This is a genomic window from Cupriavidus oxalaticus, from assembly GCF_038900635.1.
Taxonomy (GTDB): Bacteria; Pseudomonadota; Gammaproteobacteria; order Burkholderiales; family Burkholderiaceae; genus Cupriavidus; species Cupriavidus oxalaticus_B.
On sequence record NZ_JAYMRX010000012.1, the window covers coordinates 84901 to 107622 of the forward strand.

Here is a 22722-nt window from a genome sequence, read left to right on the forward strand (position 1 = left end):
AGGAGACGCGCATGGATCGCCGCCGCGTCATGTCCCTGGTCAAGACCGCGCTGACCGGTTTTGACAAGCCGCTTTCGCTGATCGTCTTCCTGCTGTTCGCCACCGGCGTTGTCGCGCTGTACTCGGCCGCCATCGACATGCCGGGCCGCGTCGAAGACCAGTTGCGCAACATCCTGCTGTCGTACGTGGTGATGTTCGTGATTGCCTACCTGCCCACGCAGACGCTGATGCGGGTGGCGGTGCCGATCTACACGGTCGGCGTGGCGCTGCTGATCGCGGTGGCCATGTTCGGCCTGATCCGCAAGGGCGCGCGCCGCTGGCTCTATGTCGGCATGGTGATCCAGCCGTCGGAGATCATGAAGATCTCGATGCCGCTGATGCTGGCGTGGTACTTCCAGAAGCGCGAGGGCGTGATCAGGTGGTTCGACTTCATCGTCGCGCTGGGGCTGCTGCTGATCCCGGTCGGCCTGATCGCCAAGCAACCCGACCTGGGCACCGCGCTGCTGGTGATGGCGGCCGGCCTGTACGTGATCTACTTCGCCGGGCTGTCGTGGAGGCTGATCCTGCCGCTGCTGGGGCTGCTGGTGGTGGCGATCACGCTGCTGATCACGTTCCAGAACGACATTTGCGCGCCGGGCGTGAACTGGCCGGTGCTGCACGACTACCAGCAGCACCGCGTGTGCACGCTGCTCGACCCGACCAGCGACCCGCTCGGCAAGGGCTTCCACACCATCCAGTCGATCATCGCGATCGGCTCGGGCGGAGTCGAGGGCAAGGGCTTCCTGAAGGGCACGCAGACCCATCTCGAATTCATTCCCGAGAAGCACACCGACTTCATCTTCGCGGTCTACTCCGAGGAGTTCGGCCTGATCGGCAATGCGCTGCTGCTGGTGCTGTACCTGCTGCTGATCTTCCGCGGCCTGTTCATTGCAGCCAACGCGCCGACGCTGTTTTCGCGGCTGCTGGCGGGGTCGATCACACTGATCTTCTTTACCTATGCGTTCGTCAACATGGGCATGGTCAGCGGGATCCTGCCGGTGGTGGGCGTGCCGCTGCCGCTGATGAGCTATGGCGGGACGGCGCTGGTGACGCTGGGGGCGGGCATCGGCATCTTGCTGAGCATTTCGCGCCAGAAGCGGTTGATCCAGACGTAGCGCGGGCGGCACAGGAAAAGGGGGGCGACGCCCCCCTTTGCTAAACTGCCACCCAATTTTCCTCTACCGGTCCAAGCCCCATGAACGCCCAAGACGTTGCCGCCTACCTGCAGAGCCATCCCGAATTCTTCGAAGAGCACGCCGAGCTGCTGGCCGCGGTGCAGCTGACCAGCCCGCACAGCCACCGCGCCGTGTCGCTGCAGGAACGCCAGATGGAAATCCTGCGCGAGAAGAACAAGGGCCTGGAGCTGCGCCTGGCCGACCTGGTGCGCCATGGCCACGACAACGACCGCACCCAGCAGCGCCTGCACGACTGGCAGCTGCGGCTGCTGGCCGAGGCCGATTCGCACGCGCTGCCGTACGCCGTGCAGGACGGCCTGCAGCAGGTGTTCGACGTACCTGCCGTGGCGCTCAAGCTGTGGAACGTGGCCGAACAGTACGCCCACATGGAAGTCGCGCAGGGCGCCAGCGAAGATATGCGCCTGTTTGCCGACGGCCTGCGCGCGCCGTACTGCGGCGCCAACGGCGGCTTCGAGGCGGCGGCGCTGCTGGAGCGCGACGATATCGTCTCGCTGGCGATGGTGGCGCTGCGCGTGCCCGTGCGCGCGGACGATGCCGCCGCCGATGTGCAGGGCGCCGCGTTCGGCCTGCTGGTGCTGGGATCGCCGGACCCGCGCCGTTTCCACGAAGGCATGGGCACCGCCTACCTGGCGCAGATCGGCGAAGTCGCCGGCGCCGCGCTGAACCGCCTGCGCGACTGAGGCCGATGCCGTGAGCGCACGCCGGCCGCCGCGCCAGCCCGCTCCCGCGCCGGCGGATGACGGCGCGGGAGCGCCGGCCGATCCGCTGGTCGTACGCTATCTCGACTGGCTGCGCGGCAGCCGCAAGCTGGCCGACCATACGCTTGCCAGCTATAGCCGCGACCTGCGCGTGCTGCAGGCGCATGCCGTGCGCTACGCGCCCGGCGTCGCGTTGCTGGCGTTGCAGACCCCCCATATCCGCAACTTTGCCGCCCGGCTGCACGGCAGCGGGCTGGTCGGCACCAGCATCGCCCGCACGCTGTCGGCGTGGCGCGGCTTCTATCAGTGGGCGGCGCGGCATGGCCATGGCGTGACGGTCAATCCGGTAGAAGGCGTGCGCGCGCCGCGCTCCGGCCATGCGCTGCCCAAGGCGCTGTCGGTCGAGCATGCGGTGGCGCTGGTTGCCCACACCGCTGGCACCGATGCCCAGGCCGTGCGCGACCATGCGGTGTATGAACTGTTCTATTCCAGCGGGCTGCGGCTGTCGGAACTGGTGCAGCTGGACCTGCGCTATGCCGCTGTCGACGGCTACCGGTCCAGCGGCTGGCTCGACCTGGCCGGCGCCGAAGTGACGGTGACCGGCAAGGGCGCGCGCCGGCGCACCGTGCCGGTCGGCAGCAAGGCTATCGAGGCGCTGCGCGCCTGGATCGCGGTGCGCGACACGCTGTTGCGTCCCGGCGCGGCGCCCGAAGATGCGCACGCGCTGTTCCTGGGGCCGCGCGGGCGGCGGCTGTCGATGCGCGCGGTGCAGCTGCGGCTCAAGCAGCAGGCGCTGGGCGCCGGCGTGCCGGCCGATGTGCATCCGCATATGCTGCGGCATTCGTTCGCCACGCACTTGCTGCAGTCGTCGGGCGACCTGCGCGCGGTGCAGGAGATGCTGGGCCACGCCAGCATCTCGACCACGCAGATCTATACCGCGCTGGATTTCCAGCACCTGGCGCGGGTCTATGACAAGGCGCACCCGCGCGCGGGACGGCGCCCGGCGCCTGCGCCGGAAGCGCCGGCCGACGAGGCCGGCGCTTCCGGCGAGACCGGCGAGACCGACGAAGCCGCAGACTAGCTCACTCCCACTGCGCCAGCACCTCACGGAAGCCCTCGATCTCAGGCATCAGCCAGCTGCGGAAGGCCTGCACCTTGGGCAGGTTCAGCGAGCCCGGCGCACAGACGAAGTACAGCAGCCACGGACACGGTATGCTGACATCGAACAGCCGCACCACGCGCCCCGCCAGCAGGTCGTTGTAGGCCAGCGACGAGCGGATCAGCGCGATGCCCTGGCCCGCCGACGCGGCCTGCAGCAGCAGCGACGAATCCTCCATCAGCAGGCCCTTGCGCGGCTCGGGCCAGTCCAGCCCGGCGGCCTCGAACCACGGCTTCCACGGATCGCCCTCGCCGCGCAGCAGCGGCAGGCCGGCCATCTCCTCCGGCTTCTGCGGCAGCCGGCCGCCATTGAAGCTGGGGCTGCACATCGGGAAGAAGACGTCGTCGAGCAGCTTTTCCACATACAGGCCGGGATAGTCGCCGCTGCCCATGCGCAGCGCGATATCGACTTCCTCATGGGCAAAGTTGACCAGCGTGTTCGATGACAGCAGCTCGACGTCCAGCTCCGGATGGCGCTCGATAAAGCTGCCGATGCGCGGTGTGAGCCAGCGCGCGGCGAACGAAGGCATGGTGCTGATCGTCAGGCGCTTGTCACGGTTGCCGGCCTGCAGCACGCGCGTGGCATCGGCGATCTGCAGCAGCGCGTCGCGTACGCGCTCGGCGTAGATGCGGCCGGCCGGGGTCAGCGCCACGCGCTTGCCGTGGCGCTCGAACAGCGGCAGGCCCAGCTCGTCTTCGAGTGCGCGGATCTGGTGGCTGACCGCGCCGTGGGTGACGAACAGCTCCGTCGCCGCGCGCGAAAAACTCTCATGACGCGCCGCCGCCTCGAACGCGCGCAGGGCGGTCAGCGCCGGCAGGCGCGGCAGCTCGCGGTGCCAGCCGCGCGGCAGGTCCTTTTCCCAGGCGCTTTTCCAGGCCATGGCAGGCTCCGATGAAGTCGGGTTTATGTGAGTTTGGCTAACAAGAACAAAGAAAATATATCGTTTTGATAGTGTCCGGGCAATCACTAATATTCCTTCACCGGCCCCCCGCTGTAGCGATTCACTTAACGGCGAATTCCACAAGACTTAACTGGCATGGTCCCTTTACCGGGCCAATTGCCGTGGATTCGTTCCCCATAAGCGACAGCGTGGCGCAACTGCCTCCGGGCCGGCTGAACGGAGAACCTCCATGAAAATCGTGCTCACAACGACCGTGTTCACCCTGAATCCTGGCGAAGTCACCGCGCTGTCGGTGCACGCCGCCCAGCGCCTGCATGTCGAGAAAGCCAATGGCATGGACGTGTGGCTGACGCGCGAAGGCGATTCGGAGGACTACTGGCTGCGTTGTGGCGGCAGCCTGTTGCTCCGCTCCGGCGACGAGGTGGTGGTCAGCATCGACCCGCGCGCGCAGGAACCGGTACGCCTGGCGCTGATCGCCGAGGCGCGCCGTCCGGCGCTGGCGCTGGCGGATGTGCCGCACCTGGTGTACCGCAGCCTGCGCCGGCTGGTTCGAGGCACGGAATGGACGCCTGGCCAGGACCAGGCCGCCGCATCCTGAAGCCGACACGGAAACGGACGGGGCATCGTCCGCGTCACACCCGCGCCGCGCGCACTTGCGCCTGGCCTGGTCGCGTGACGCAACCGACGAGTCCCCGGCACCGCAAGGCTGACAGTGACAATGGCAGGGCCGGCACAAGCCGGCCCTTTTCGTTACACTCTCGCCATGCATCCGATTCAGATCATCGAACGCGGCCGCGAGGACTATCAGCCGTGTTTCGACGCGATGCGCGCCTTCACCGCCGCACGCACGCCCGAGACGCCCGACCAGGTCTGGCTGGTCGAGCATCCGCCGGTCTACACCCTGGGCCAGGCGGGCGACCCCGCACACCTGCTGTCGCCTGACGACAACATCCCCGTGGTGCAGATCGATCGTGGCGGCCAGATCACTTATCACGGTCCAGGCCAGGTAGTGGCTTACCTGCTGCTCGATTTGCGCCGCCGCCACCTGATGGTGCGCGAGCTGGTTCACGCCATCGAGCAGGCAGTGCTGGACACGCTCGCGGCGTATAATCTCGCAGCCGAACGCAAGCCCGGCGCCCCCGGCATCTACCTGTCCGACGGGCCGCACCAGGGCGCCAAGATTGCCGCGCTCGGCCTGAAGATCCGCAACGGCTGCAGCTACCACGGCGTCAGCCTCAACGTGCAGATGGACCTGTCGCCGTTCCTGCGCATCAATCCCTGCGGCTATGCCGGACTGGAAACGGTCGACATGGCCACCGCGGGCGCCACCTGCCCGGTGGCAGATGCCGATGGCGCACCCTTGCCCGTGAGCGCGGCACGACAACCCGACATCGCACAGCGCCTGGCGGCTGCATTGTGCGAGGTGCTGGCAGCGCACGAATCCCGCGTGCTGGCGGCTGAAGCCGCCGACGTGAATGCCGACCCGGCCCTGGCCTCCTAGTCAAAAGCGAAATGCACGCTGAGCGCGTGCGGAGAAATGTATGAGCGACGCCCTGATCGCCCCGATCGCATCTTCCAGCGAAGCCCCGCAGTCCCCCGCGGAGGCGTACGACCCGACCCGCAAGCAAAAGTCGGCCGACAAGACCGCACGCATCCCCATCAAGATCGTGCCGGCCGAAAAGCTCAAGAAGCCGGACTGGATCCGCGTGAAGGCCGCCACCGGCAATTCGCGTTTCTATGAGATCAAGGACATCCTGCGCGCCAACAACCTGGTGACGGTGTGCGAGGAAGCCAGCTGCCCCAATATCGGCGAATGCTTCGGCAAGGGCACGGCGACCTTCATGATCATGGGCGACAAGTGCACGCGCCGCTGCCCGTTTTGCGACGTCGGCCATGGCCGCCCGGATCCGCTGGACGTGAACGAGCCCGGCAACCTCGCACGCACCATCTCCCAGCTCAAGCTGAACTACGTGGTGATCACCAGCGTCGACCGCGACGACCTGCGCGACGGCGGTGCCCAGCACTATGTCGATTGCATCTCGCAGACGCGCGAGCTGTCGCCCGACACCCGCATCGAAGTGCTGGTGCCCGACTTCCGTGGCCGCCTCGACAAGGCTCTGGACATCCTGCAGGCCTGCCCGCCTGACGTGATGAACCACAACATGGAAACCGTGCCGCGCCTGTACAAGCAGGCCCGTCCGGGCGCGGACTACGCGCACTCGCTCAAGCTGCTGCAGGAATTCAAGCGCCGCAACCCCAACGTGCCGACCAAGTCCGGACTGATGGTGGGCCTGGGCGAGACCGACGAGGAAATCCTGGAAGTCATGCGCGACATGCGCGCGCACGACATCGACATGCTGACCATCGGCCAGTACCTGGCGCCGTCGAACCACCACCTTCCGGTGCTGCGCTACGTGCACCCGGACACGTTCAAGATGTTCGAGGACGAGGCTTACAAGATGGGCTTCACCCACGCTGCCGTGGGCGCGATGGTGCGCAGTTCGTACCACGCTGACCAGCAGGCGCATCAGGCGGGGTTTGCCTGATCCGCATCGGGTTCATGCGTATTCAAGGCGGCCGGGATGAATCCCGGCCGTTTTGCTTTGGAGCCTGCTTTGCGCATCGCATTCCCCCGGCCGCCAGCCTACACTGGTAAAAAGTGCGCTACCAGGAATCCCATGAGCCCCTGCACCATCCATCGCCTCGCCGAACAAGCGCTGCTCTACAGCGTGGCGCCCCCCGCATCGCTCGAGGTCCAGCGCCGCATCTGGGCGATGGCGGCGCGGGCCGAAGAATGGCGCGGCGTGGTCGACGTGGTGCCGGGCATGAACAACCTGACAGTGATCTTCGACGGCAGTGCCGACGTCGAAGTGCTGGAGCGCAGCCTGAAGCAGGCCTGGGCCTCGAACGAGGCGCGCAACACCACCGGCAAGGTGGTCGAGATCCCGGTGCGCTACGGCGGCGGGCATGGGCCGGACCTGGCCGATGTGGCCGCGCATACCGGGCTATCGCCGCGCGAAGTTGCGCACCGCCATGCCGCCGGCGAGTACGTTGTCTATTTCCTGGGTTTCCAGCCTGGCTTTGCCTATCTGGGCGGGCTCGCGCCCGAGCTGGCCACGCCGCGCCGGCGCGAGCCGCGGGTGGCGGTGCCGGCGGGATCGGTCGGCATCGGCGGCGAGCAGACCGGCATCTATCCGGCGGTGCTGCCGGGCGGCTGGCAGCTGATCGGCCACACCGATATCGCACTCTTCGTCGCGGATCGCAATCCGCCGTCCCTGTTGGCGCCCGGCGATACCGTGCGCTTTGTCGCCGAGGAAATCATAGCGTGATCGAAATCATCCGACCTGGCGCGCTCGCCTCGGTGCAGGACCTGGGCCGTACCGGCTTCCGCCGTATTGGCGTGGGCAGTTGCGGGGCGATGGATACGCTGGCGGTGGCGGTCGGCAACCGGCTGCTGGGCAATGCGCCCGGGTGCGCCGCCATTGAATTCACGCTGGGACGCGCCGCGGTTCGCTTCCATGCGGACATGCGCGTCGCTCTGGCTGGCGCGGAGTGTGGCGCGACGCTGGATGGAACGCCAGTCTGGTCCTGGCACGCCTTCGACGTGCACGCCGGTGAGATCCTGGTGCTGCCGCCGGCGCGCGGCGGCACGCATGCCTATTTGTGCGTGGCGGGCGGCATCGATGTCGAGCCGGTGATGGGCTCGCGCAGTACCGACCTGAAGGCCGCCTTTGGCGGGCTGGACGGGCGCGCGCTGCAGGAGGGCGACCGGTTACCGGTGGGACGCGCGGGGTTGCCGGCCGAAGGCGACTGGATCGGCGTGCAGGCGCCGGCGTGGGCGCTGCCGGCCGACCTCGACGGCAAGGCCACGCCGGTGCGCATGCTGCCCGGGCCGGAGTATGAAGACTTCGAGACGGCATCGCAGCAGGCGCTGTGGCAGTCCGACTGGATCGTCACGCCCAACAGCAACCGCATGGGCCTGCGCCTGAACGGCCCCGCGCTGGCGCGCCGCGCCGATCGCAGCGCTGACCTGCTTTCGCACGGCGTGGTGCCGGGCGTGATGCAGGTGCCGCCGGCCGGGCAGCCGATCGCGCTGATGGCCGATGCGCAGACCACCGGCGGCTACCCGAAGATCGGCGTGGTGATCGGCGCCGACCTGTGGCGGCTGGCGCAGGTGCCGCTGGGCGCGGCCGTGCGCTTCGTGCCGGTGACGCTGGCACAGGCCGCCGCGGCGCAGGCTGAGCTGGACCGCTACCTGCGCCAGATCGACCAGGCGCTGCAATGGCAGGGCGACGGCATGGCCATCGCCGCGCGCCGGCGCACGCTGACCCGCGCGGCGGCCTGAGCCGGCCGCGCGTACTTGTACCTTGTACACCTCGACAGCAGGCGGCAGCGCGGACCCCTCACCGCACCGCCCGGGAGAATGGCAATGCAGATCGACCTGAACGCGGACCTCGGCGAAGGCTGCGGCAATGACGAGGCGCTGCTGGCGCTGATCAGTTCCGCCAACGTGGCGTGCGGCTGGCACGCGGGCGACGCCGCCACCATGGTGCAAACGGTCAAGTGGGCGCTCGAGCATGGGGTCGCCATCGGCGCGCACCCCAGCTATCCGGACCGCGAGAATTTCGGCCGCACCGAGATGCAGCGCGACCCCGAGGACGTCTATGCCGACATGCTGTACCAGATCGGCGCGCTCGACGCGATCGTGCGCGCGCAGGGCGGCGCGCTGCACCACGTCAAGCCGCACGGCGCGCTGTACAACCAGGCCGTGCGCGACCCGGCGCTGGCCAGCGCCATCGTGCGCGCGGTGCGGGATTTCGATGCCGACCTGGTGTTCTTCGGCCTGGCCGGCAGCCAGATGATCGACATCGCCAGGGAGGCCGGATTGCGCGTCAAGCAGGAGGTGTTTGCCGACCGCGGCTACAACCCCGACGGCACGCTGGTCAGGCGCGGAACCCCAGGCGCGCTGCACGAGGACGAGGAAGTCGCGCTGAACCAGACGCTGACCATGGTGCGCGAGAAGCGCGTGCGCGCCATCGACGGCACCTGGGTGCCGATCCAGGCCGAGACCGTCTGCCTGCACGGCGACGGGGCCCATGCGCTGGCCTTTGCGCGCCGCATCCGGGAACGGCTCACCGCCGAGGGCATCGCCATCTGCGCCGACAACTGACGGCGCCGCGCTTCGTCACGGTTTTTGCGTACCGGCCGCCGCCGACTCGCGGCGCGCCGCAGCCTTCTTCATGGCGTGGCGGCGCAGGCTGACCTGCTCGAAGCGCCAGATCACGTAGCAGAACGCCAGGAACGGCCATAGCCACCCCAGCCATTGGGCCAGGCTGTTGAAGTGGATGAAGCGGCCCATGCGCCAGCCCTGCTCGGAAATCCATGCATAGGGATTCGACGGCAGCACGTTGGTCAGCACCACCAGCCCGAGCAGCGCCACCATTGCCAGCACCGCGCGCAGCCAGCGCGGCAGGTACAGCAGCAGCGCCAGCACCAGCGAGCTGGTCAGCAGCGCGAAGCGGCCGCCTTCGGACAGCCAGTTGAAGGCGCTGTCGGCGGGGAACTGCAGTTCGGCCGCGGTGGCCTTGATCAGCAGCGCGGCGGCCAGCAGGCCAGCCAGGATGCGCAGCATCGGCGCATTGCGGCGCATGGCGATCGAGGCGAACAAGCCGGTGCCGATCCAGCTGCTGGCGGTCACCAGCGATTCCAGCAATTGCTGGCTCTGCATGTCCTCGGGCCGCAGGCCGATGTGGACCTGCCATGCCTCCAGCTGCGGGAACAGCATTTCCAGCACCTGCATCGGCCAGGATTCCGGATCGGTCAGCCATTCGCGCACGATGCCGCCCATGCCGAACAGGTGCTCCTGCGGGAAGATCTGCGCGAACGGCCACAGCATCAGCAGGATGATGGCAAAGCTGGCATGCGGCTCGAACCAGGCATGGCGCAGCCGCGTCAGCCGGCCGTCGTCGATCAGCGCATGCGTGAACGGCGCCACCACCGCGCCGCCCAGCAGCGCCCCCAGCGCGTTGGTGATCAGGTCGATATTGGACGAGATCCGGTTCGGCAGCCAGGTCTGGAAGGCTTCCATGCAGGCCGACAGCAGCGCGCCGGCGCACAGCGCCACCAGCGTCGCGCGCCCGCCCGACATGCGCGGATGCAGCGACAGCACGACCAGCGCCCCGAAGGGGACATAGCCGATGACATTGGTCAGCAGGTCGAAGTCGGTGATATAGCGCGGCTTGGGCGCGGTGACGAAGGCGAACGGCGAGATGCCGTTGTCGACCCAGCCGGAGAACGGGTAGAGGCTGGCATACACCACCAGCAGCGTGAAGCAAAGCAGCCCCACGCGGGCCAGCGGCGAATACTGCGGGCCGGAGGGTTCGGTCACGGTCGCAATTGCCGCGGGTGGCGCCACCGGAGGCGCCACCGGTTGCGCGGCTGGCGCCGGGGGCGGTGCGGAGGGCGGCGGGGCAGCCGGCTCCATGGCAAATCTCCTTGTCTGTCTTACTTTAGCGGCAACGTGGCGGTCCAGTCGAGCAGCGCGGCGATGGCGGCGTCGCTGGCTTCGGCCAGTGCCTTGACCCCGCCGGCGCCGTCGGCGCTGGGCGCGGGCCGGCGCACTTCGAAGGTCTGCTGGCCGAGCTGGCCGCGATGGAATACGGTGGCGCGCAGCCGTACCACGCCCTGGCTGGTTGTGGCGCTGTCGAACACCTGCTCGAATGCCAGCAGGTCGACCTTCAGCCCCGGCACGCTGGCGTCGCCGGACCAGGCCAGCCCGCCGCGCGCCGACACCGACTCGCGCAGGCGCTCGTCGAACAGGCGCGTCGGCGACATCACCCAGCGCTGCGTGGCATAGGGTTGCAGCCGCTGCGCCTGCGCGTACAGCAGGCGGTAGTAGAGCGCATTGCCTTCGAGCCAGTCGGGGCCGTCGGTCTGCGATACGCGCAGCCTGGGCAGCGGCGCGGGGGCGGCGCTGGCAGCGCTGGCACTGTTCCCTGCCGTGCCGGCCAGGGCGGCGGACGGCCCCAGGTCATACGTGACGGTTGGCGCGCCGCGCGACAGCGCGCAGCCGGACAGCACCAGCGCGGCGCCGGCCAACGCAAGCAGCGTGGCGGCGGTGCGGGAGCGGCGGGTCCGGCGTGAATTCTCGGTGGCAGGGATCACGGCGAGGCCTCGGCGGTTGTCGTTCTCTGGCATGGCGATGGGTCGTCGTTATGTCGTCGTCACGTCGTTGCGCGTCGTCGGTGACGTCAGGGCGTGCTGAAGCCCGGCTCGCCCGGCCCCGGCGCGGGCGCCGGCGCGCCGAACAGCACGCTGGTCGGGCTGTCGTTGAACTGGCCGGCGGCACGCTCGAAGCTGCGCGCGGTCTGGCGCGCATCGCGCGCCAGACCGTTAAGCTGCGGCAAGGTTTCCTGGTTGAAGTTGCCGGCCGCGGTCTGCACCGACGCCGCCGCACCCTGCAGGTCGTGCCCGACACTGTCGACCGTGCGCAGCACCGTGCCGTTGGGGCTGGCCAGCTCCTGCGTCAGGCGCCGCGTCGATTCCAGCGTGGCGTTGAGATTCTCGGCCACGCGCGGTAGGCGGTTGGCCGCCGGCGTCACCGAGTCCGACAGCTTCGAGTAGTCCTCGGCGGTCTTGCGCACCGAGCGGATCGCGGCCATCAGCTCATTACGGTTGGCGGTCTGGAACATGTCGTTGAGCGAGGCCATCAGCGTTTCGGCCTGCGTCAGCAGCGTATCGCCGCGCTTTTCCAGCTCTTCGAAGAAGCCCGGGCGCATGGCGATGCGTGCCACCGCCTTGGGCGAGGTGCGCAGCGGCGGCGAGGACTCGGCGCCGGCATGCGCGGCAGTGTCGTCCAGCTGCACGTAGGCGATGCCGGTCACGCCCTGGAAGCCCAGCGTGGCGTAGGTGGTGCGCGTGATCGGCGTGTCCTGGTTGACGCTGATGCGCACGATGATCTGGCCCGGTACCTGCGGATCGAACTTGATCGACTCCACCTTGCCCACCGCCAGCCCGCGGTACTTGACGTCCGCCTGCGGCCCGAGCCCGTTGACGGTGGAGCGCGTGATCAGGTCGTACGGCACGCGCACGGCGTGGTCGCTGCTGAACCAGAACAGCGCGAACAGCACCAGCACGGCCAGGCCGATGGTGAACACGCCGGCAAGGAACGCGTATGACTTGTTTTCCATCATGCTTCTCCGGGGGGCGCCGCGGGTTGCCCCGCCTGCGGCAGCGCCTGCAAGGCGCGCTGGGCGCGTTCGCCCAGGAAATATTCGCGGACGAAGGGGTGGTCCACCTTTACCACTTCGGGGATCGGCGCGGCGGCAATGACCTTGTGGTCGGCCAGCACCGCGACACGGTCGGACAGCGCCACCAGCGTGTCGAGGTCGTGCGTGATCATCACTACCGTGAGGCCCAGCTCGCGCCTAAGTTCCCGGATCAGCGCGACGTAGTCGTCCGACGCCATCGGATCGAGGCCGGCGGTGGGCTCGTCGAGGAACAGCAGTTCCGGCTCCAGTGACAGCGCGCGTGCCAGTGCCACGCGCTTGATCATGCCGCCGGACAGGTCCGACGGCATCTTGTCCGCATCGCGCGCGGACAGGCCCACGAGCTGCAGCTTGAGCAGCGCTGCCCGGCAGATCAGATTGTCCGGCAGCGCGCGCAACTCGCGCAGCGGCAGCGCGATGTTGTCGATCACCGACAGCGCCGAGAACAGCGCACCGCGCTGGAACTGCAGTCCCCAGCGGTTGCGCAGCGCCTGCAGCTGAGCCGGGCGCAATTTGGTCGGGTCTTCGCCGAACACCTTGATGCAGCCCGAAGTCGGCCGCTCCAGCCCCACGATCTGGCGCAGCAGCACGGTCTTGCCGCTGCCCGAGCCGCCCACGATCGACAGCAACTCGCCGCGCCACACGTCCAGGTTGACGTGGTCGTGCACCACGGCCTTGCCGAAGCGCTTGACCAGGTCGCGCACCTCGATCACCGCAGTACGCTGCGCCGGCGCGGGCGGCGCTGCCGCTTCCGTTGGCGCGCTCATATCCCCACGTCCTTGAACAGGATGGCAAACACCGCGTCGGCCAGGATCACGATGGTGATGGAGGTCACCACCGAAGCGGTGGTGCCTTCGCCCAGGCTTTGCGTATTGGGCTTGATGCGCAGCCCGAAGTGGCACGCCGTCAGCGCGATCAGGATGCCGAACGCCACGCCCTTGCCCAGCCCCAGCCACAGGTTGGCCACCGGCACCGCGTCGGGCAGCTCGCGCAGGAAGAACGCGGCGCTGATGCCGAGCTGCATGCGCGCTGCCACCATGCCGCCGGCCAGCGCCATCACGTCGGTCCACGCCACCAGCAGCGGCATCGAAACGGCCAGAGCGATCACGCGCGGCATGATCAGCCGGAAGCCGTGCGAGATCCCCATCACGCGCATGGCATCGAGTTCCTCGGTGACGCGCATCACGCCGATCTGCGCGGTGATGGCCGAGCCGGACCGGCCCGCGATCAGGATCGCCGCCAGCACCGGCCCCAGCTCGCGGATCACCGCCATGCCGAGGATATTGACGATAAACGTGCTGGCGCCGAACACGCGCAGCTGGTTCGCTGACAGGTACGACAGCACGATGCCGATCAGGAACCCCACCAGCGCGGTGATGCCGAGCGCCTTGTAGCCGACGTTGTAGATATTGGCCGAGACCTCGCGCCAGGGGCCGCGCTGCGGCATGCGCGCGAAGCGCAGCAGGTCGAACGCCAGTTGCCCGAGCATGGTGATGCCGATGGACAGCTGCACGCCGAACGACAGCACGTTGGCGCCGAACAGCGTAACCGGGTTGAAGCGGTCCACCATGTGCTTCTTCCAGCCTTCGTCCTGCACCGCTGCGATGCGCTCGAACACACGGCGCTGGCCCTCGCTGGCCTCGATCTGCTGCGGCATCTTGCCGTCCCACGCCTGCCACAGCAGCTGTCCGCCGATGTGGTCCAGCCGCTGCACCTCGGCTAGCGACCATTGCGCGTGCTCCGGCTCCTGCGCCAGTTCGTGCAACTGGGCGCGCAGATGGCGCGCCTGGTGGCAGCCGGCCAGCGCCAGCGCGGTCCAGTCGCCACGCAGCGCTACGCTGACGGTCCCGTCCCCGCGCGTGATATGGAAGTCTGGCGTCGTCTGGCGTTCCAAGGGCTAGCGATGTGATGGCCGAGTCCCGATTCTAAGCCACCCGCCCGGCTGGCGCGACCGCGGCCATGTCCGGGCAGGGGGCAGGCAGGGGATGGGCAGGCACGGTCAGGGAGACGGGCCCGGTGAAAACGTGCTGCGCGGCTACAATGCGGCAGTCGGGCAGGCGCCATGCCTGCCGGTTTTTGCAGCACCCTTGCACTACGTACGCACCACCACCGCATCGCCGATTGCCACCAGCGCAGCTTCCCATGCCAGACGCCCCTGACACCTCCCTTACGCCCGCATCGGGCCCGTCCGACTCCTGGCGCATCGACCCCGCCGCGCTGCGTGCCGCGCTGTCGCCGGCGCTGCGCGACTGGACGCTGGAGCTGGTCGAAGAAACCGGCTCGACCAATGCCGACCTGACCGCCGGGTGCCGCCACGCACCCTGGTCGGATGCCGGCTGGCTGCGCCTGGCCTACCGCCAGACCGCCGGGCGCGGGCGCATGGGACGGCCGTGGCAGGGCCAGGCGGGCATGACCTTCTCGGTGGCGCTGCCGCTCGCGCTGGCGCCGGCACAGCTCACCGGCCTCAGCCTGGCGGTGGGGCTGGCGTTGACCGAGGCCCTTGGCGATGTCGACCCGCGCCTGGGTGCGCGCGTCGGCCTGAAATGGCCGAACGACCTGCAGATCGACGGCCGCAAGCTGGCCGGCATCCTGATCGAATCGGTGCGCGCCGGGCAGAACCGAATCTGGGCCGTGATCGGCATCGGCCTGAACCTGGTGCGCGATGCGCAGATGGAAGCCGCGCTGGGCCGCGAGCTGGCCGGCGTGGCCGAGGCTGTGCCGGGCTTCGACGCCAGCCGCGACGCCACGCGCCTGCTGGCCGCGGTGCTGGAGCGGCTGGCGTCGATGCGCACCGCGTTCCTGGCCCATGGCTTCGGGCCGATGGCGCGGCGCTGGTCCGCCGCCGATGCCTACCGCGACCAGCCGGTGCGGCTGCTGCACGACGGCAAGGTGATCGCGGAGGGCATCGCGCGCGGCGTCGACGAGACCGGCCAGCTGATGCTGGAAACGCCGGCAGGACTGGAGCGGATCGCCAGCGGCGAGCTGTCGCTGCGCCCCGCGCCGGGCCAGGAGGATGGCGCATGAGCGTGCCGCAGCTGCTGATCGACATCGGCAACACGCGCCTGAAATGGGCGTGGTGCGAGGCCGGCGCGCCGCTGCCGGCCGGGACGGGTTTGCCCACGCCGTGGCAGCATGGCGGCGCGGTCGCGCATGCCGATGAACATGCGCTGAAGACCCTGGCCGCCGACCTGCGCGCGCTGCGCGGCAGCGGCCCGATGCCGGCGGTCTGGATCACCAACGTCGCCGGCCCGGTGATCGCCGCCGCCGTGGATGCGGCGCTGGCCGACGCCTTCGGCGGCTGCGCGACGGTGCAGTGGGTGCGCAGCAGCGCGGCGCACGGCAACCTGGCCAACGGCTACCGCGAGCCCACGCAGCTGGGTGTCGACCGCTGGGTCGGCGCCATCGGCGCGCACCGCTGGCTGCCGCACGACTCGCTGCTGGTCGTGACCGCGGGCACCGCGACCACAATCGATATCGTCACCGTCGGCGCGGACGGCCGCGCACGCTTCGAGGGCGGTCTGATCCTGCCGGGGCTGGCGCTGATGCTGGGCACGCTGGCGCGCAATACCGCGCAGCTGCCGGCGCTGGAGGTGGAGCAGGTGGAGGAGGCCGGCACCGTGGCCGGCGCGCACCTGGGCTGGGCCGACAACACCCACGACGCCATTGCCGCCGGCTGCCTGGCCGCGCAGGCGGGCGCGATCGAACGCACCTGGCGCGCGCTGGGCGAACGCGGGCCGACGCGCTGCCTGCTGTCTGGCGGCGCACGCGGCGCGCTGGCCGGCGCGCTCGCGGTGCCCTTCGAGATGCACGATAATCTGGTGCTGCTCGGCCTGCATGCGATGGCGTCGGCCGAGGCCTAGCGGCCATCGCCCTCACCACGCCCTCCTCACGCCGTCACGCACGCTCCCCCAGCCCTTCCATGTCCGCCCCACTGCGCATCGCCCTGCTGTCGCTGTTGCTCGCCAACGTCCTGATGGTGGCCGCGCTGGCGGGCCTGTTTGGCACGAATCCGTTGGGCGGGTGGTTTGGCACGCCGCGCGAGCCGAACCGGCTCGGGCAGCAGGTGCGCGCCGAGCGCATGCAGCTGCTGCCGCCGGCCGCGCCGTCTGCGGGCGACGCCGCGCCGCGCGGCACCTTGCCGGTGGCCCGGCGCCAGGGCTGAGCTCAGCCGGCCTGGCGCACCTTGGTCAGCAGCTTGGTGGTGGAGCGGTCGTGCAGGAACGGGATGGCATAGGCCTGGCCGCCCCAGCTTCGCACCAGCCGGGTTTCTTCCAGCGTATCGATGTCATAGTCGCCGCCCTTGACGTAGATGTCGGGGCGCACCAGCCGGATCAGCTCGACCGGCGTCTGCTCGCGGAACATCGCCACCAGGTCGACCGACGCCAGCGCGGCCAGCAGCGCCATGCGGTCCGATTCATGGTTGAGCGGGCGGTCGTCGCCCTTGCCGAGCATCTTGACCGAGGCATCGCTGTTGACGCCCACCACCAGGCTCGCACCCAGCGCGCGTGCCTGCGCCAGGTAGGTGGCATGGCCGCGGTGCAGGATATCGAAGACGCCGTTGGTGAACACCAGCGGGCGCGGCAGCGCGGCGATGCGCGCGGCCAGTTCGGCGGAGTTGTCGGCGGGAGTCAGCTTGGATTCGAAGGCGGGTACGGACATGGGTCAGGGATCGGATGGTGGAGGCCGGCGCTGGCGGCGCCGGCACGCTTGTCCGAATGGTACCCCGTCCGGTAGGTTTCGCCGCTCGTTCAGCGCTGCTTACCCGACCAGCGCCACCGCGGCGTCATTGGCGGGCAGCGGCACCGTGGCGGCGGCAATGCCGCGCATCACCGAGACCAGTGCCTCGCGCACCGCGTCGACATGGGCCGCCCCGGCGCGTCCGCCCAGGTACAGCAGGCTGACGTCGGCCCAGGCCGGAAAGCCATCGGGCACCTGCGCCACGTAGGCGCTGCTGGCCCCATCGATCCACGGCACGTTGAACTTCAGCACCGGCGTGACGCCGCCGCGCGAGCGCCACAGCGCGACCTGGCCGTTCCATGACGGCGCCACGGTCAGGCGTACCTGGTCGGACCTGTCGGCCAGGTAGCGCCGCACCGGGCTTTCTACGTCGGCATCGTCGCTGAGCAGGGTCCAGTGCTCGCGCACGGTGACGTCGTTGCCCGCGGGCTCCGCCTCCACGGATGGCGGGGGCGGCAGCCGGATCAGGCTGCGCTGCGCCATCGTCACGTGCTCGGCCAGCACACCGCCCGTGCCCGGCGGCGCGTCCACGGTGACGGCGCAGTCGATCTGTCCCTTTGCCATGGCCTGTCCGGCCAGGCGGCCGCTGCCGATCACGCTGGAGGCGATATGGACATCCGGCAGCGCCGCCGACAGCCGCGCCAGCACCTGCGTCAGCGCGGGGTCGCCCAGCGCCATCGAGACGCCGATGCGCAGGGTCTGGCGCGGCCCGCCGCCGCGCGGCGAGCGTTCGCTTGAATTTGCAACCAGCCCGTTCCAGCGTTCCAGCATGCCGGCAGCGGCGCGTTCCAGTTTCAGCCCGTATGCGGTTGGAACCAGGCCGCCGCGCCGCTCGAAGAACAGCTCGTCACCGGTCACGTCGCGCAGCTTGCGGATGGCGTAGGCCACGGTGGGCTGGCGCACGCCGAGCGCCTGCGCGGCGCGGCCGATGCCGCCGTAATGCATGACCTGGACAAAGACGCCCAGGGCCTTGAAATCGATATGACGCAATCTTTACCCCTGCCAAGACGTTGCCGCGCGCTGTCGTCGCTGGCCCTGTGCCCGTACGTTGCGGGAGCGCGGCGAGGGGCGCGCCGGGAATCCCGGCGGCACCTTGCCGGCGAGACCGAGCAGCGCTGTGGATAATCGCCAGCCGCGACTGGCGGATTTTCAGGGGATGTTATCGGAATGACCGTCTATTACAAAATGAATTGCGCTAATATCAAAGTCCGATCAATAACACATGAGGCAAAAAAGATAATCGCGCCAGGTGATTTAAGTATTTTATTTTCAGAATTAAGAAGTTTAGGAATGGCGCGCCACGACTGGCATTGCGGCCAATGCGATTGTTTGGGTCCAGATAAACCGGTGATTTTCCTGCGCTGTAGTAACCGGATACCACCCGGCCCGCCGGAAAATCTGGCAAGTGCCGGTGCGGGCTGCCAGATTGCCGGAAATTGACGGCGCTGGCGCGCCAATGAAAAAACCCCGCCGCAGCGGGGTTTTTGTCGGGCCGGCAGCGAGCCGCCGGATCAGGCCTGTGCCGGCTGGGCGCCGCCGGCGCCGGGCAGGCGGGCGTTCAGCTCCTTGCGGTAGCGGTTCAGGTCCTGCACCGATTCAAAGGTGCGTTCGAACAGCAGCGACATATTGTGCAGAATCCGTTCGATGACCTTCTTCTCCCAGCCTTCGTCGAAGCGGATCTGCTCGTCCAGCCATTTCTCCAGCCAGTCCGGGTCCGGCAGGCGCGATTGCACGGTGTCGTTGGGGAACAGCGCCTTGTTGACGTGCAGATTGGTCGGGTGCAGCGGCTTTTCGGTGCGGCGCGCCGAAGCCATCAGCACGCCGATCTTGGCGAACGCTGCGCGCGCGTTGTCGCCGAATTGGGCCAGGTACTTCTTCATGTAGCGCAGGTACGCGCCGCCGTGGCGGGCTTCATCCTGCGACAGGGTGCGGTAGATATGCTTGATCACCGGTTCCGAGTGCCATTCGGCGGCGCGACGGTACCAGTGGTTCAGGCGGATCTCGCCGCAGAAATGCAGCATCAGCGTTTCCAGCGGCGGGGCCGGGTCGAACTCGAAGCGCACGGCGTGCAGTTCTTCCTCGGTCGGCACCAGGTCCGGGCGGAAGCGGCGCAGGTACTCCATCAGCACCAGCGAGTGCTTCTGTTCCTCGAAGAACCAGATGCTCATGAACGCCGAAAAGTCGGAATCGTGGCGGTTGTCGCGCAGGAACATCTCGGTCGCCGGCAGGGCGGACCATTCCGTGATCGCGTTCATGCGAATGGTCTTGGCCTGGTCGTCCGTCAGCAGGCTGGCGTCGAAGCTATCCCAGGGGATGTCCTTGTCCATGTGCCAGCGGACGGCTTCCAACGATTTGAACAGTTCGGGGTAGAGCATGGTAAGCCTTTGAAATTACGGGCAGATTCTACCAGATGCGAATTATTCTCTTCTCCTTTTTTAGGGCGCATGGGGACAAATGCAACGACTTTTGCGAAGGTCTGGCGCAGCCAACTGCATATTGCGGGCGATAAGCGGCGCGCCGGGCGGCCCAAGTGCCAGCCGCGGCGCCTGGCGAGCCGGCGCTCAGGGCGAGACCGCGCTCTCCGGCAATGCCGCGGGTGCGGTATCAGGCACTACGCCGTACAGGAACGCGGCCAGTTCGGCGGCCTGCGCTTCTGCGTCGCGCTCGCCTAGCGCCATCAGCGCCTGGGTGAACTCGGGCTCGAACAGCAGGTAGCTGGCGAAAGCGGCGCCGCGTGCCTCGGTACCGCCCAGCGGCGCCAGCAGCGCACGCACGGTGCGCGGCAGCTGCTTCTGGTGTTCGGCGGCGAGCGCCTCGATCGGCTCGCTGGGCGCGATCGTCATGACCTGCACCGGGCGCCAGCCTTCGCGGTCGCCGGCGAGCTCGGGCATGCGCGCCAGCAGCCGGTTGATATGCAGCAGCCGCTCCAGGTCGGCATTGAGGCCGTCCAGGAAGATGCTGGCCAGCGCCTGGCCGCCCACCTGCGCCAGCGACGGGTAGCCGCCGGCGGGCACGGTGTCGAACCAGCCCGATCGCTGGCGCGAGGCCGCACCGATCGCCAGGATGCGTGACGCGCCCAGGTGGATCGCCGGCGACAGCGGTGACATCTGCCGCATGGTGCCGTCGCCGAACCACTCGTGATGGCCGTCGATCTCGAGCGGAATCGACGGGAACAGGAACGGTATCGACGCGGAGGCCAGCAGGTGGTCCACCGTGATCGGCGCCGGCACCGCGATGCGCTGGCTGCGGTGCCACGGATGGATGCGGTGGTGCGACTGGTAGAAGGTGACGTGGCGGCCGGTGCTGTATGACAGCGCGGTGACCGCGAACGCCTGCAGCGCGCCGCTGTCCAGGCTGGCCTGCACCCGAGCGGGATCGAACAGCTCGCCCAGCATGCTGCCCAGCGGCGTGTTGTCGAACAGCGCACGCGGCGCCTTGCGCTGCGTGGCCCAGCCCAGCGCCAGCGTCGACAGCCAGCGCGCCCCCGACACGCCCACGCGCAGCACATCGGTGCGGTAGACATCGTCGGCATGGATGCTGTGCCACAGCGCGCCCAGGCTTTGCGTGGCGGCCTGGAAATCGCCGGCGTTGACGGCCAGCCCGGCGCCGTTGATCGCGCCCGCCGAGGTGCCGGCGATGATGCCGAACGGCAGCCCGCCATGCGCCTTGCCGTGGCGCGCCGCGATGCGCGCGAGCCCGCACAGCACGCCGGCCTGGTAGGCGGCGCGCGCGCCGCCACCCATCATGATCAGCGCGGTGGCGGCGGGGTTGGGGCCGCTGGCGCCAGGGATGCTGCGGCCGTTGTGCGGGGCGGGATGGTGTCCTGGCAGGAGATCGCGGTGCATGGCGGGGGCGCGGCGTAGCGACAGGTCAGGCAGTGCGGTGAGCCGTCATTCGTTGCCGTCGTTGCCGTCCTTGGCTGGGTTGTTGCCGGTGGGCGTGGCGCTGGCCGTCTTGCCGGCAGCGGGCTTCTTTGGCGCGGGCTTCTTCGCAGCGGGCTTGGCCGTGGACTTGGTCCCGGACTTGGCCGCGCTGGCGGCACCGCTCTTTGCCGTGGCGCTCGCCCTGGCGCCGTTGCCGTTGCCAGTGGTTTTGCGTGGCGTGGCCTCGGCGGCGGGCGTGGCACCGGCGTCCGGCGCGGCGCCCGGCTGTGCCGGCTTGCCACCGGCACCGAAGGCGCCCATATTGAACGGCGCGATGCTGGCCGCGGCGGCGCTGCTGGCGATCTGGCTGAACTGATGCTGCAGCAGGTCCCACCACAGCGCGGCCTTGGGTGCGGCCTCGGGTGCCGCGTCTGGCGCTGCCTCGGCCGACGGCTCGGGAGCCGGCTCCGGCTCGGCGCCGGGCTGCGCCGCATGCGCTTGTTCGTGCAGCCCTGTGGTGCCGGTGCCGGTGTCGGCGCCGGCGCGCTGCGGCGGCGCCGCGCTGGGCGCATTGGCGGCACGCGCCACGTTTTCCATTGCCGCCTGCATGGCGTCGGGCGAGAGCGCATTGCCGAAGGTCTGCAGCGCCACCAGCGTGGCGCGCTGCACCTCCAGGCCCTGGATCGTGGTGCGCAGCAGGTTGGTGTTCAACTGCAGCCAGCTCTCCACCGCCTTGAGGTCGGCGATGCGCTTGTCGAGGTCATCCAGGTCCATCGGCGGCGTCATCGCCTGTAGCCCGGGCATGAGGCTGCCGGGCATGCCGGCGCTGCCGCCCCACAGGCGGCGCATGAAGTCGAAGCCGTTGGAGAAATCGGGAATCTGTCCGAACATGGTCGCGTGCTCCGTGTGCGGCGCAGCCCTCGCGCCCGGATGCGGGCCGCGCGGCTGCGTCGTCGTTACCTGAATTGTGGCGGCCGCTTCTGGCGCAGGCTCGCCATGCCTTCGTGCACGTCGGGGCCGGCAAAGCCCATGAATTCGAGCGCCAGCGAGGTATCGAAAGCGGGACCGGCCATGCGCAGCCAGTTGTTGAGGGCGTACTTGGTCCAGCGGATCGCTGTCTGCGACCCCGCCGCCAGCCGGTTGGCAACCTCGAAGGCGCGCGCCACCAGTTCGTCCTCTTCCACCGCCAGCGAGACCAGGCCGATCCGCTCGGCCTCTTCGCCGCTGACCGACTCGCACAACATCAGATAGTACTTGGCCTTGGCCATTCCGCACAGCAGCGGCCACACGATCGCGGCATGGTCGCCCGCCGCCACGCCCAGCCGGGTGTGGCCGTCGACGATGCGCGCGGTCTTCGCCGCAATCGAGATATCGGCCAGCAGCCCCGCCACCAGCCCGGCGCCGACGGCCGGGCCGTGCATCGCGGAGACCACCGGCTTGTCGCAGTTGATGACGTTGTAGACCAGGTCGCGCGCTTCGTGCCACACGCGCGTGCGGGTTTCGAAATCGTTGGCCATGTCTTCCACCAGCGCCAGGTCGCCACCGGCGGAGAAGCCCTTGCCCTCGCCGCGGATCAGCGCCACGCGGATGTCCGGATCGGCGGAGACGTCGCGCCAGATCTCGGCCAGCTCGCGGTGCATGCTGGCGTCTGCGGTGGCCAGCTTCTGGTTGGCCGACTGTGCCGCACCCATGATGATCTCGAGGATCGGGCCGTGGCGGCGCAGCGTCAGCGCGCGGTAGCGCGCGTAGCGTTCGGAAAGTTCGGTGGAAGACGCGTCGTTGGGGGCAGTCATGGGTGGCCTGTCAGGTGAGTGGGGCGCAGCCGCGCCGGGTGCATCGTGGATTTACCAACCGGGCGGTCG

General features: G+C 69.0%; 25 protein-coding genes. 13 read left to right on the plus strand and 12 right to left on the minus strand.

The window, feature by feature from the left end; all coding sequences use genetic code 11:
* Positions 1-11: 11 nt before the first annotated feature.
* The 3 genes from rodA to VSR71_RS19550 all read left to right on the plus strand — a co-directional run bounded on the left by rodA (position 12) and on the right by VSR71_RS19550 (position 3014).
* A complete protein-coding gene (gene rodA, locus VSR71_RS19540; protein WP_342915500.1) occupies positions 12-1154 on the plus strand; it encodes a rod shape-determining protein RodA in 1143 nt (380 codons plus the stop codon).
* Positions 1155-1234: 80 nt separating this feature from the next.
* Positions 1235-1915, plus strand: a complete 681-nt coding sequence (locus tag VSR71_RS19545) for a DUF484 family protein (RefSeq protein WP_342915501.1) — start codon at positions 1235-1237, stop codon at positions 1913-1915.
* Positions 1916-1925: 10 nt separating this feature from the next.
* Positions 1926-3014: a tyrosine recombinase XerC gene (locus VSR71_RS19550; RefSeq protein WP_428979432.1), complete on the plus strand. Its 1089-nt coding sequence runs from the start codon at positions 1926-1928 to the stop codon at positions 3012-3014.
* Position 3015: 1 nt separating this feature from the next.
* Here VSR71_RS19550 and VSR71_RS19555 read toward each other — a convergent pair whose 3' ends face one another.
* The gene (locus VSR71_RS19555; RefSeq protein WP_342915502.1) at positions 3016-3972 is read right to left on the minus strand and encodes a transcriptional regulator GcvA; all 957 of its coding nucleotides are present in this window, start codon (positions 3970-3972) and stop codon (positions 3016-3018) included.
* Positions 3973-4222: 250 nt separating this feature from the next.
* Between VSR71_RS19555 and VSR71_RS19560 the strand changes: the two genes are divergently transcribed.
* The 6 genes from VSR71_RS19560 to pxpA all read left to right on the plus strand — a co-directional run bounded on the left by VSR71_RS19560 (position 4223) and on the right by pxpA (position 9163).
* Complete coding sequence (locus tag VSR71_RS19560; RefSeq protein ID WP_342915503.1) at positions 4223-4591, plus strand: DUF2917 domain-containing protein; 369 nt, start codon at positions 4223-4225, stop codon at positions 4589-4591.
* A gap of 165 nt (positions 4592-4756) precedes the next feature.
* Positions 4757-5494 carry a lipoyl(octanoyl) transferase LipB gene (gene lipB, locus VSR71_RS19565; protein ID WP_342915504.1) on the plus strand — a complete coding sequence of 246 codons (738 nt, stop codon included), beginning with the start codon at positions 4757-4759 and terminating at the stop codon, positions 5492-5494.
* A gap of 40 nt (positions 5495-5534) precedes the next feature.
* Complete coding sequence (gene lipA, locus VSR71_RS19570; protein WP_342915505.1) at positions 5535-6539, plus strand: lipoyl synthase; 1005 nt, start codon at positions 5535-5537, stop codon at positions 6537-6539.
* Positions 6540-6671: 132 nt separating this feature from the next.
* Entirely contained in the window at positions 6672-7322 is a 651-nt protein-coding gene (pxpB, locus tag VSR71_RS19575) for a 5-oxoprolinase subunit PxpB (protein WP_342915506.1), read from the plus strand.
* Positions 7319-8338 (plus strand): biotin-dependent carboxyltransferase family protein, encoded by a 1020-nt coding sequence (locus tag VSR71_RS19580; RefSeq protein WP_342915507.1) that lies wholly within the window; start codon positions 7319-7321, stop codon positions 8336-8338. Before pxpB ends, VSR71_RS19580 begins: the two co-directional genes overlap by 4 nt.
* 84 nt (positions 8339-8422) lie before the next feature.
* On the plus strand, positions 8423-9163 hold the full coding sequence (pxpA, locus tag VSR71_RS19585; protein WP_342915508.1) for a 5-oxoprolinase subunit PxpA: 741 nt from the start codon (positions 8423-8425) through the stop codon (positions 9161-9163).
* 15 nt (positions 9164-9178) lie between these two features.
* On the opposite strand, the gene VSR71_RS19590 is transcribed toward pxpA, so the two are convergent.
* Genes VSR71_RS19590 through VSR71_RS19610 form a run of 5 tightly spaced genes read right to left on the minus strand, consistent with a single transcriptional unit; the run spans position 9179 to position 14154 of the window.
* A complete protein-coding gene (locus VSR71_RS19590) occupies positions 9179-10477 on the minus strand; it encodes a VanZ family protein (RefSeq protein ID WP_342915509.1) in 1299 nt (432 codons plus the stop codon).
* Between the two features lie 20 nt (positions 10478-10497).
* Positions 10498-11190: an ABC-type transport auxiliary lipoprotein family protein gene (locus VSR71_RS19595; RefSeq protein WP_342915510.1), complete on the minus strand. Its 693-nt coding sequence runs from the start codon at positions 11188-11190 to the stop codon at positions 10498-10500.
* Between the two features lie 53 nt (positions 11191-11243).
* Positions 11244-12185 carry an MlaD family protein gene (locus tag VSR71_RS19600; protein ID WP_342915511.1) on the minus strand — a complete coding sequence of 314 codons (942 nt, stop codon included), beginning with the start codon at positions 12183-12185 and terminating at the stop codon, positions 11244-11246.
* On the minus strand, positions 12182-13027 hold the full coding sequence (locus tag VSR71_RS19605) for an ABC transporter ATP-binding protein (protein ID WP_342915512.1): 846 nt from the start codon (positions 13025-13027) through the stop codon (positions 12182-12184). Before VSR71_RS19605 ends, VSR71_RS19600 begins: the two co-directional genes overlap by 4 nt.
* On the minus strand, positions 13024-14154 hold the full coding sequence (locus VSR71_RS19610) for an ABC transporter permease (RefSeq protein ID WP_342915513.1): 1131 nt from the start codon (positions 14152-14154) through the stop codon (positions 13024-13026). Before VSR71_RS19610 ends, VSR71_RS19605 begins: the two co-directional genes overlap by 4 nt.
* Positions 14155-14402: 248 nt before the next feature.
* Between VSR71_RS19610 and VSR71_RS19615 the strand changes: the two genes are divergently transcribed.
* Genes VSR71_RS19615 through VSR71_RS19625 form a run of 3 tightly spaced genes read left to right on the plus strand, consistent with a single transcriptional unit; the run spans position 14403 to position 16422 of the window.
* On the plus strand, positions 14403-15284 hold the full coding sequence (locus tag VSR71_RS19615; protein WP_342915514.1) for a biotin--[acetyl-CoA-carboxylase] ligase: 882 nt from the start codon (positions 14403-14405) through the stop codon (positions 15282-15284).
* Positions 15281-16120, plus strand: coding sequence for a type III pantothenate kinase (locus VSR71_RS19620; RefSeq protein ID WP_342915515.1), 840 nt, complete (start codon positions 15281-15283; stop codon positions 16118-16120). Before VSR71_RS19615 ends, VSR71_RS19620 begins: the two co-directional genes overlap by 4 nt.
* A 59-nt stretch (positions 16121-16179) precedes the next feature.
* Complete coding sequence (locus VSR71_RS19625; RefSeq protein ID WP_342915516.1) at positions 16180-16422, plus strand: hypothetical protein; 243 nt, start codon at positions 16180-16182, stop codon at positions 16420-16422.
* Positions 16423-16424: 2 nt separating this feature from the next.
* Here the strand turns inward: VSR71_RS19625 and rfaE2 are convergent, their stop codons facing one another.
* Both rfaE2 and VSR71_RS19635 read right to left on the minus strand, forming a co-directional pair.
* Positions 16425-16919, minus strand: a complete 495-nt coding sequence (gene rfaE2, locus VSR71_RS19630) for a D-glycero-beta-D-manno-heptose 1-phosphate adenylyltransferase (protein ID WP_342915517.1) — start codon at positions 16917-16919, stop codon at positions 16425-16427.
* Between the two features lie 99 nt (positions 16920-17018).
* Complete coding sequence (locus VSR71_RS19635; protein WP_342915518.1) at positions 17019-17987, minus strand: LysR family transcriptional regulator; 969 nt, start codon at positions 17985-17987, stop codon at positions 17019-17021.
* Between the two features lie 177 nt (positions 17988-18164).
* Here VSR71_RS19635 and VSR71_RS19640 point away from each other — a divergent pair, with 177 nt between their 5' ends.
* Positions 18165-18437 (plus strand): hypothetical protein, encoded by a 273-nt coding sequence (locus VSR71_RS19640; protein ID WP_342915519.1) that lies wholly within the window; start codon positions 18165-18167, stop codon positions 18435-18437.
* 71 nt (positions 18438-18508) lie between these two features.
* On the opposite strand, the gene VSR71_RS19645 is transcribed toward VSR71_RS19640, so the two are convergent.
* The 4 genes from VSR71_RS19645 to VSR71_RS19660 form a co-directional block, all read right to left on the minus strand.
* Positions 18509-19372: a ferritin-like domain-containing protein gene (locus VSR71_RS19645; protein WP_342915520.1), complete on the minus strand. Its 864-nt coding sequence runs from the start codon at positions 19370-19372 to the stop codon at positions 18509-18511.
* Positions 19373-19558: 186 nt separating this feature from the next.
* On the minus strand, positions 19559-20743 hold the full coding sequence (locus tag VSR71_RS19650; RefSeq protein WP_342915599.1) for a patatin-like phospholipase family protein: 1185 nt from the start codon (positions 20741-20743) through the stop codon (positions 19559-19561).
* Between the two features lie 144 nt (positions 20744-20887).
* Complete coding sequence (locus VSR71_RS19655) at positions 20888-21751, minus strand: PhaM family polyhydroxyalkanoate granule multifunctional regulatory protein (protein ID WP_342915521.1); 864 nt, start codon at positions 21749-21751, stop codon at positions 20888-20890.
* 65 nt (positions 21752-21816) lie between these two features.
* Complete coding sequence (locus VSR71_RS19660) at positions 21817-22653, minus strand: enoyl-CoA hydratase/isomerase family protein (RefSeq protein ID WP_063239898.1); 837 nt, start codon at positions 22651-22653, stop codon at positions 21817-21819.
* Positions 22654-22722 lie beyond the last annotated feature (69 nt).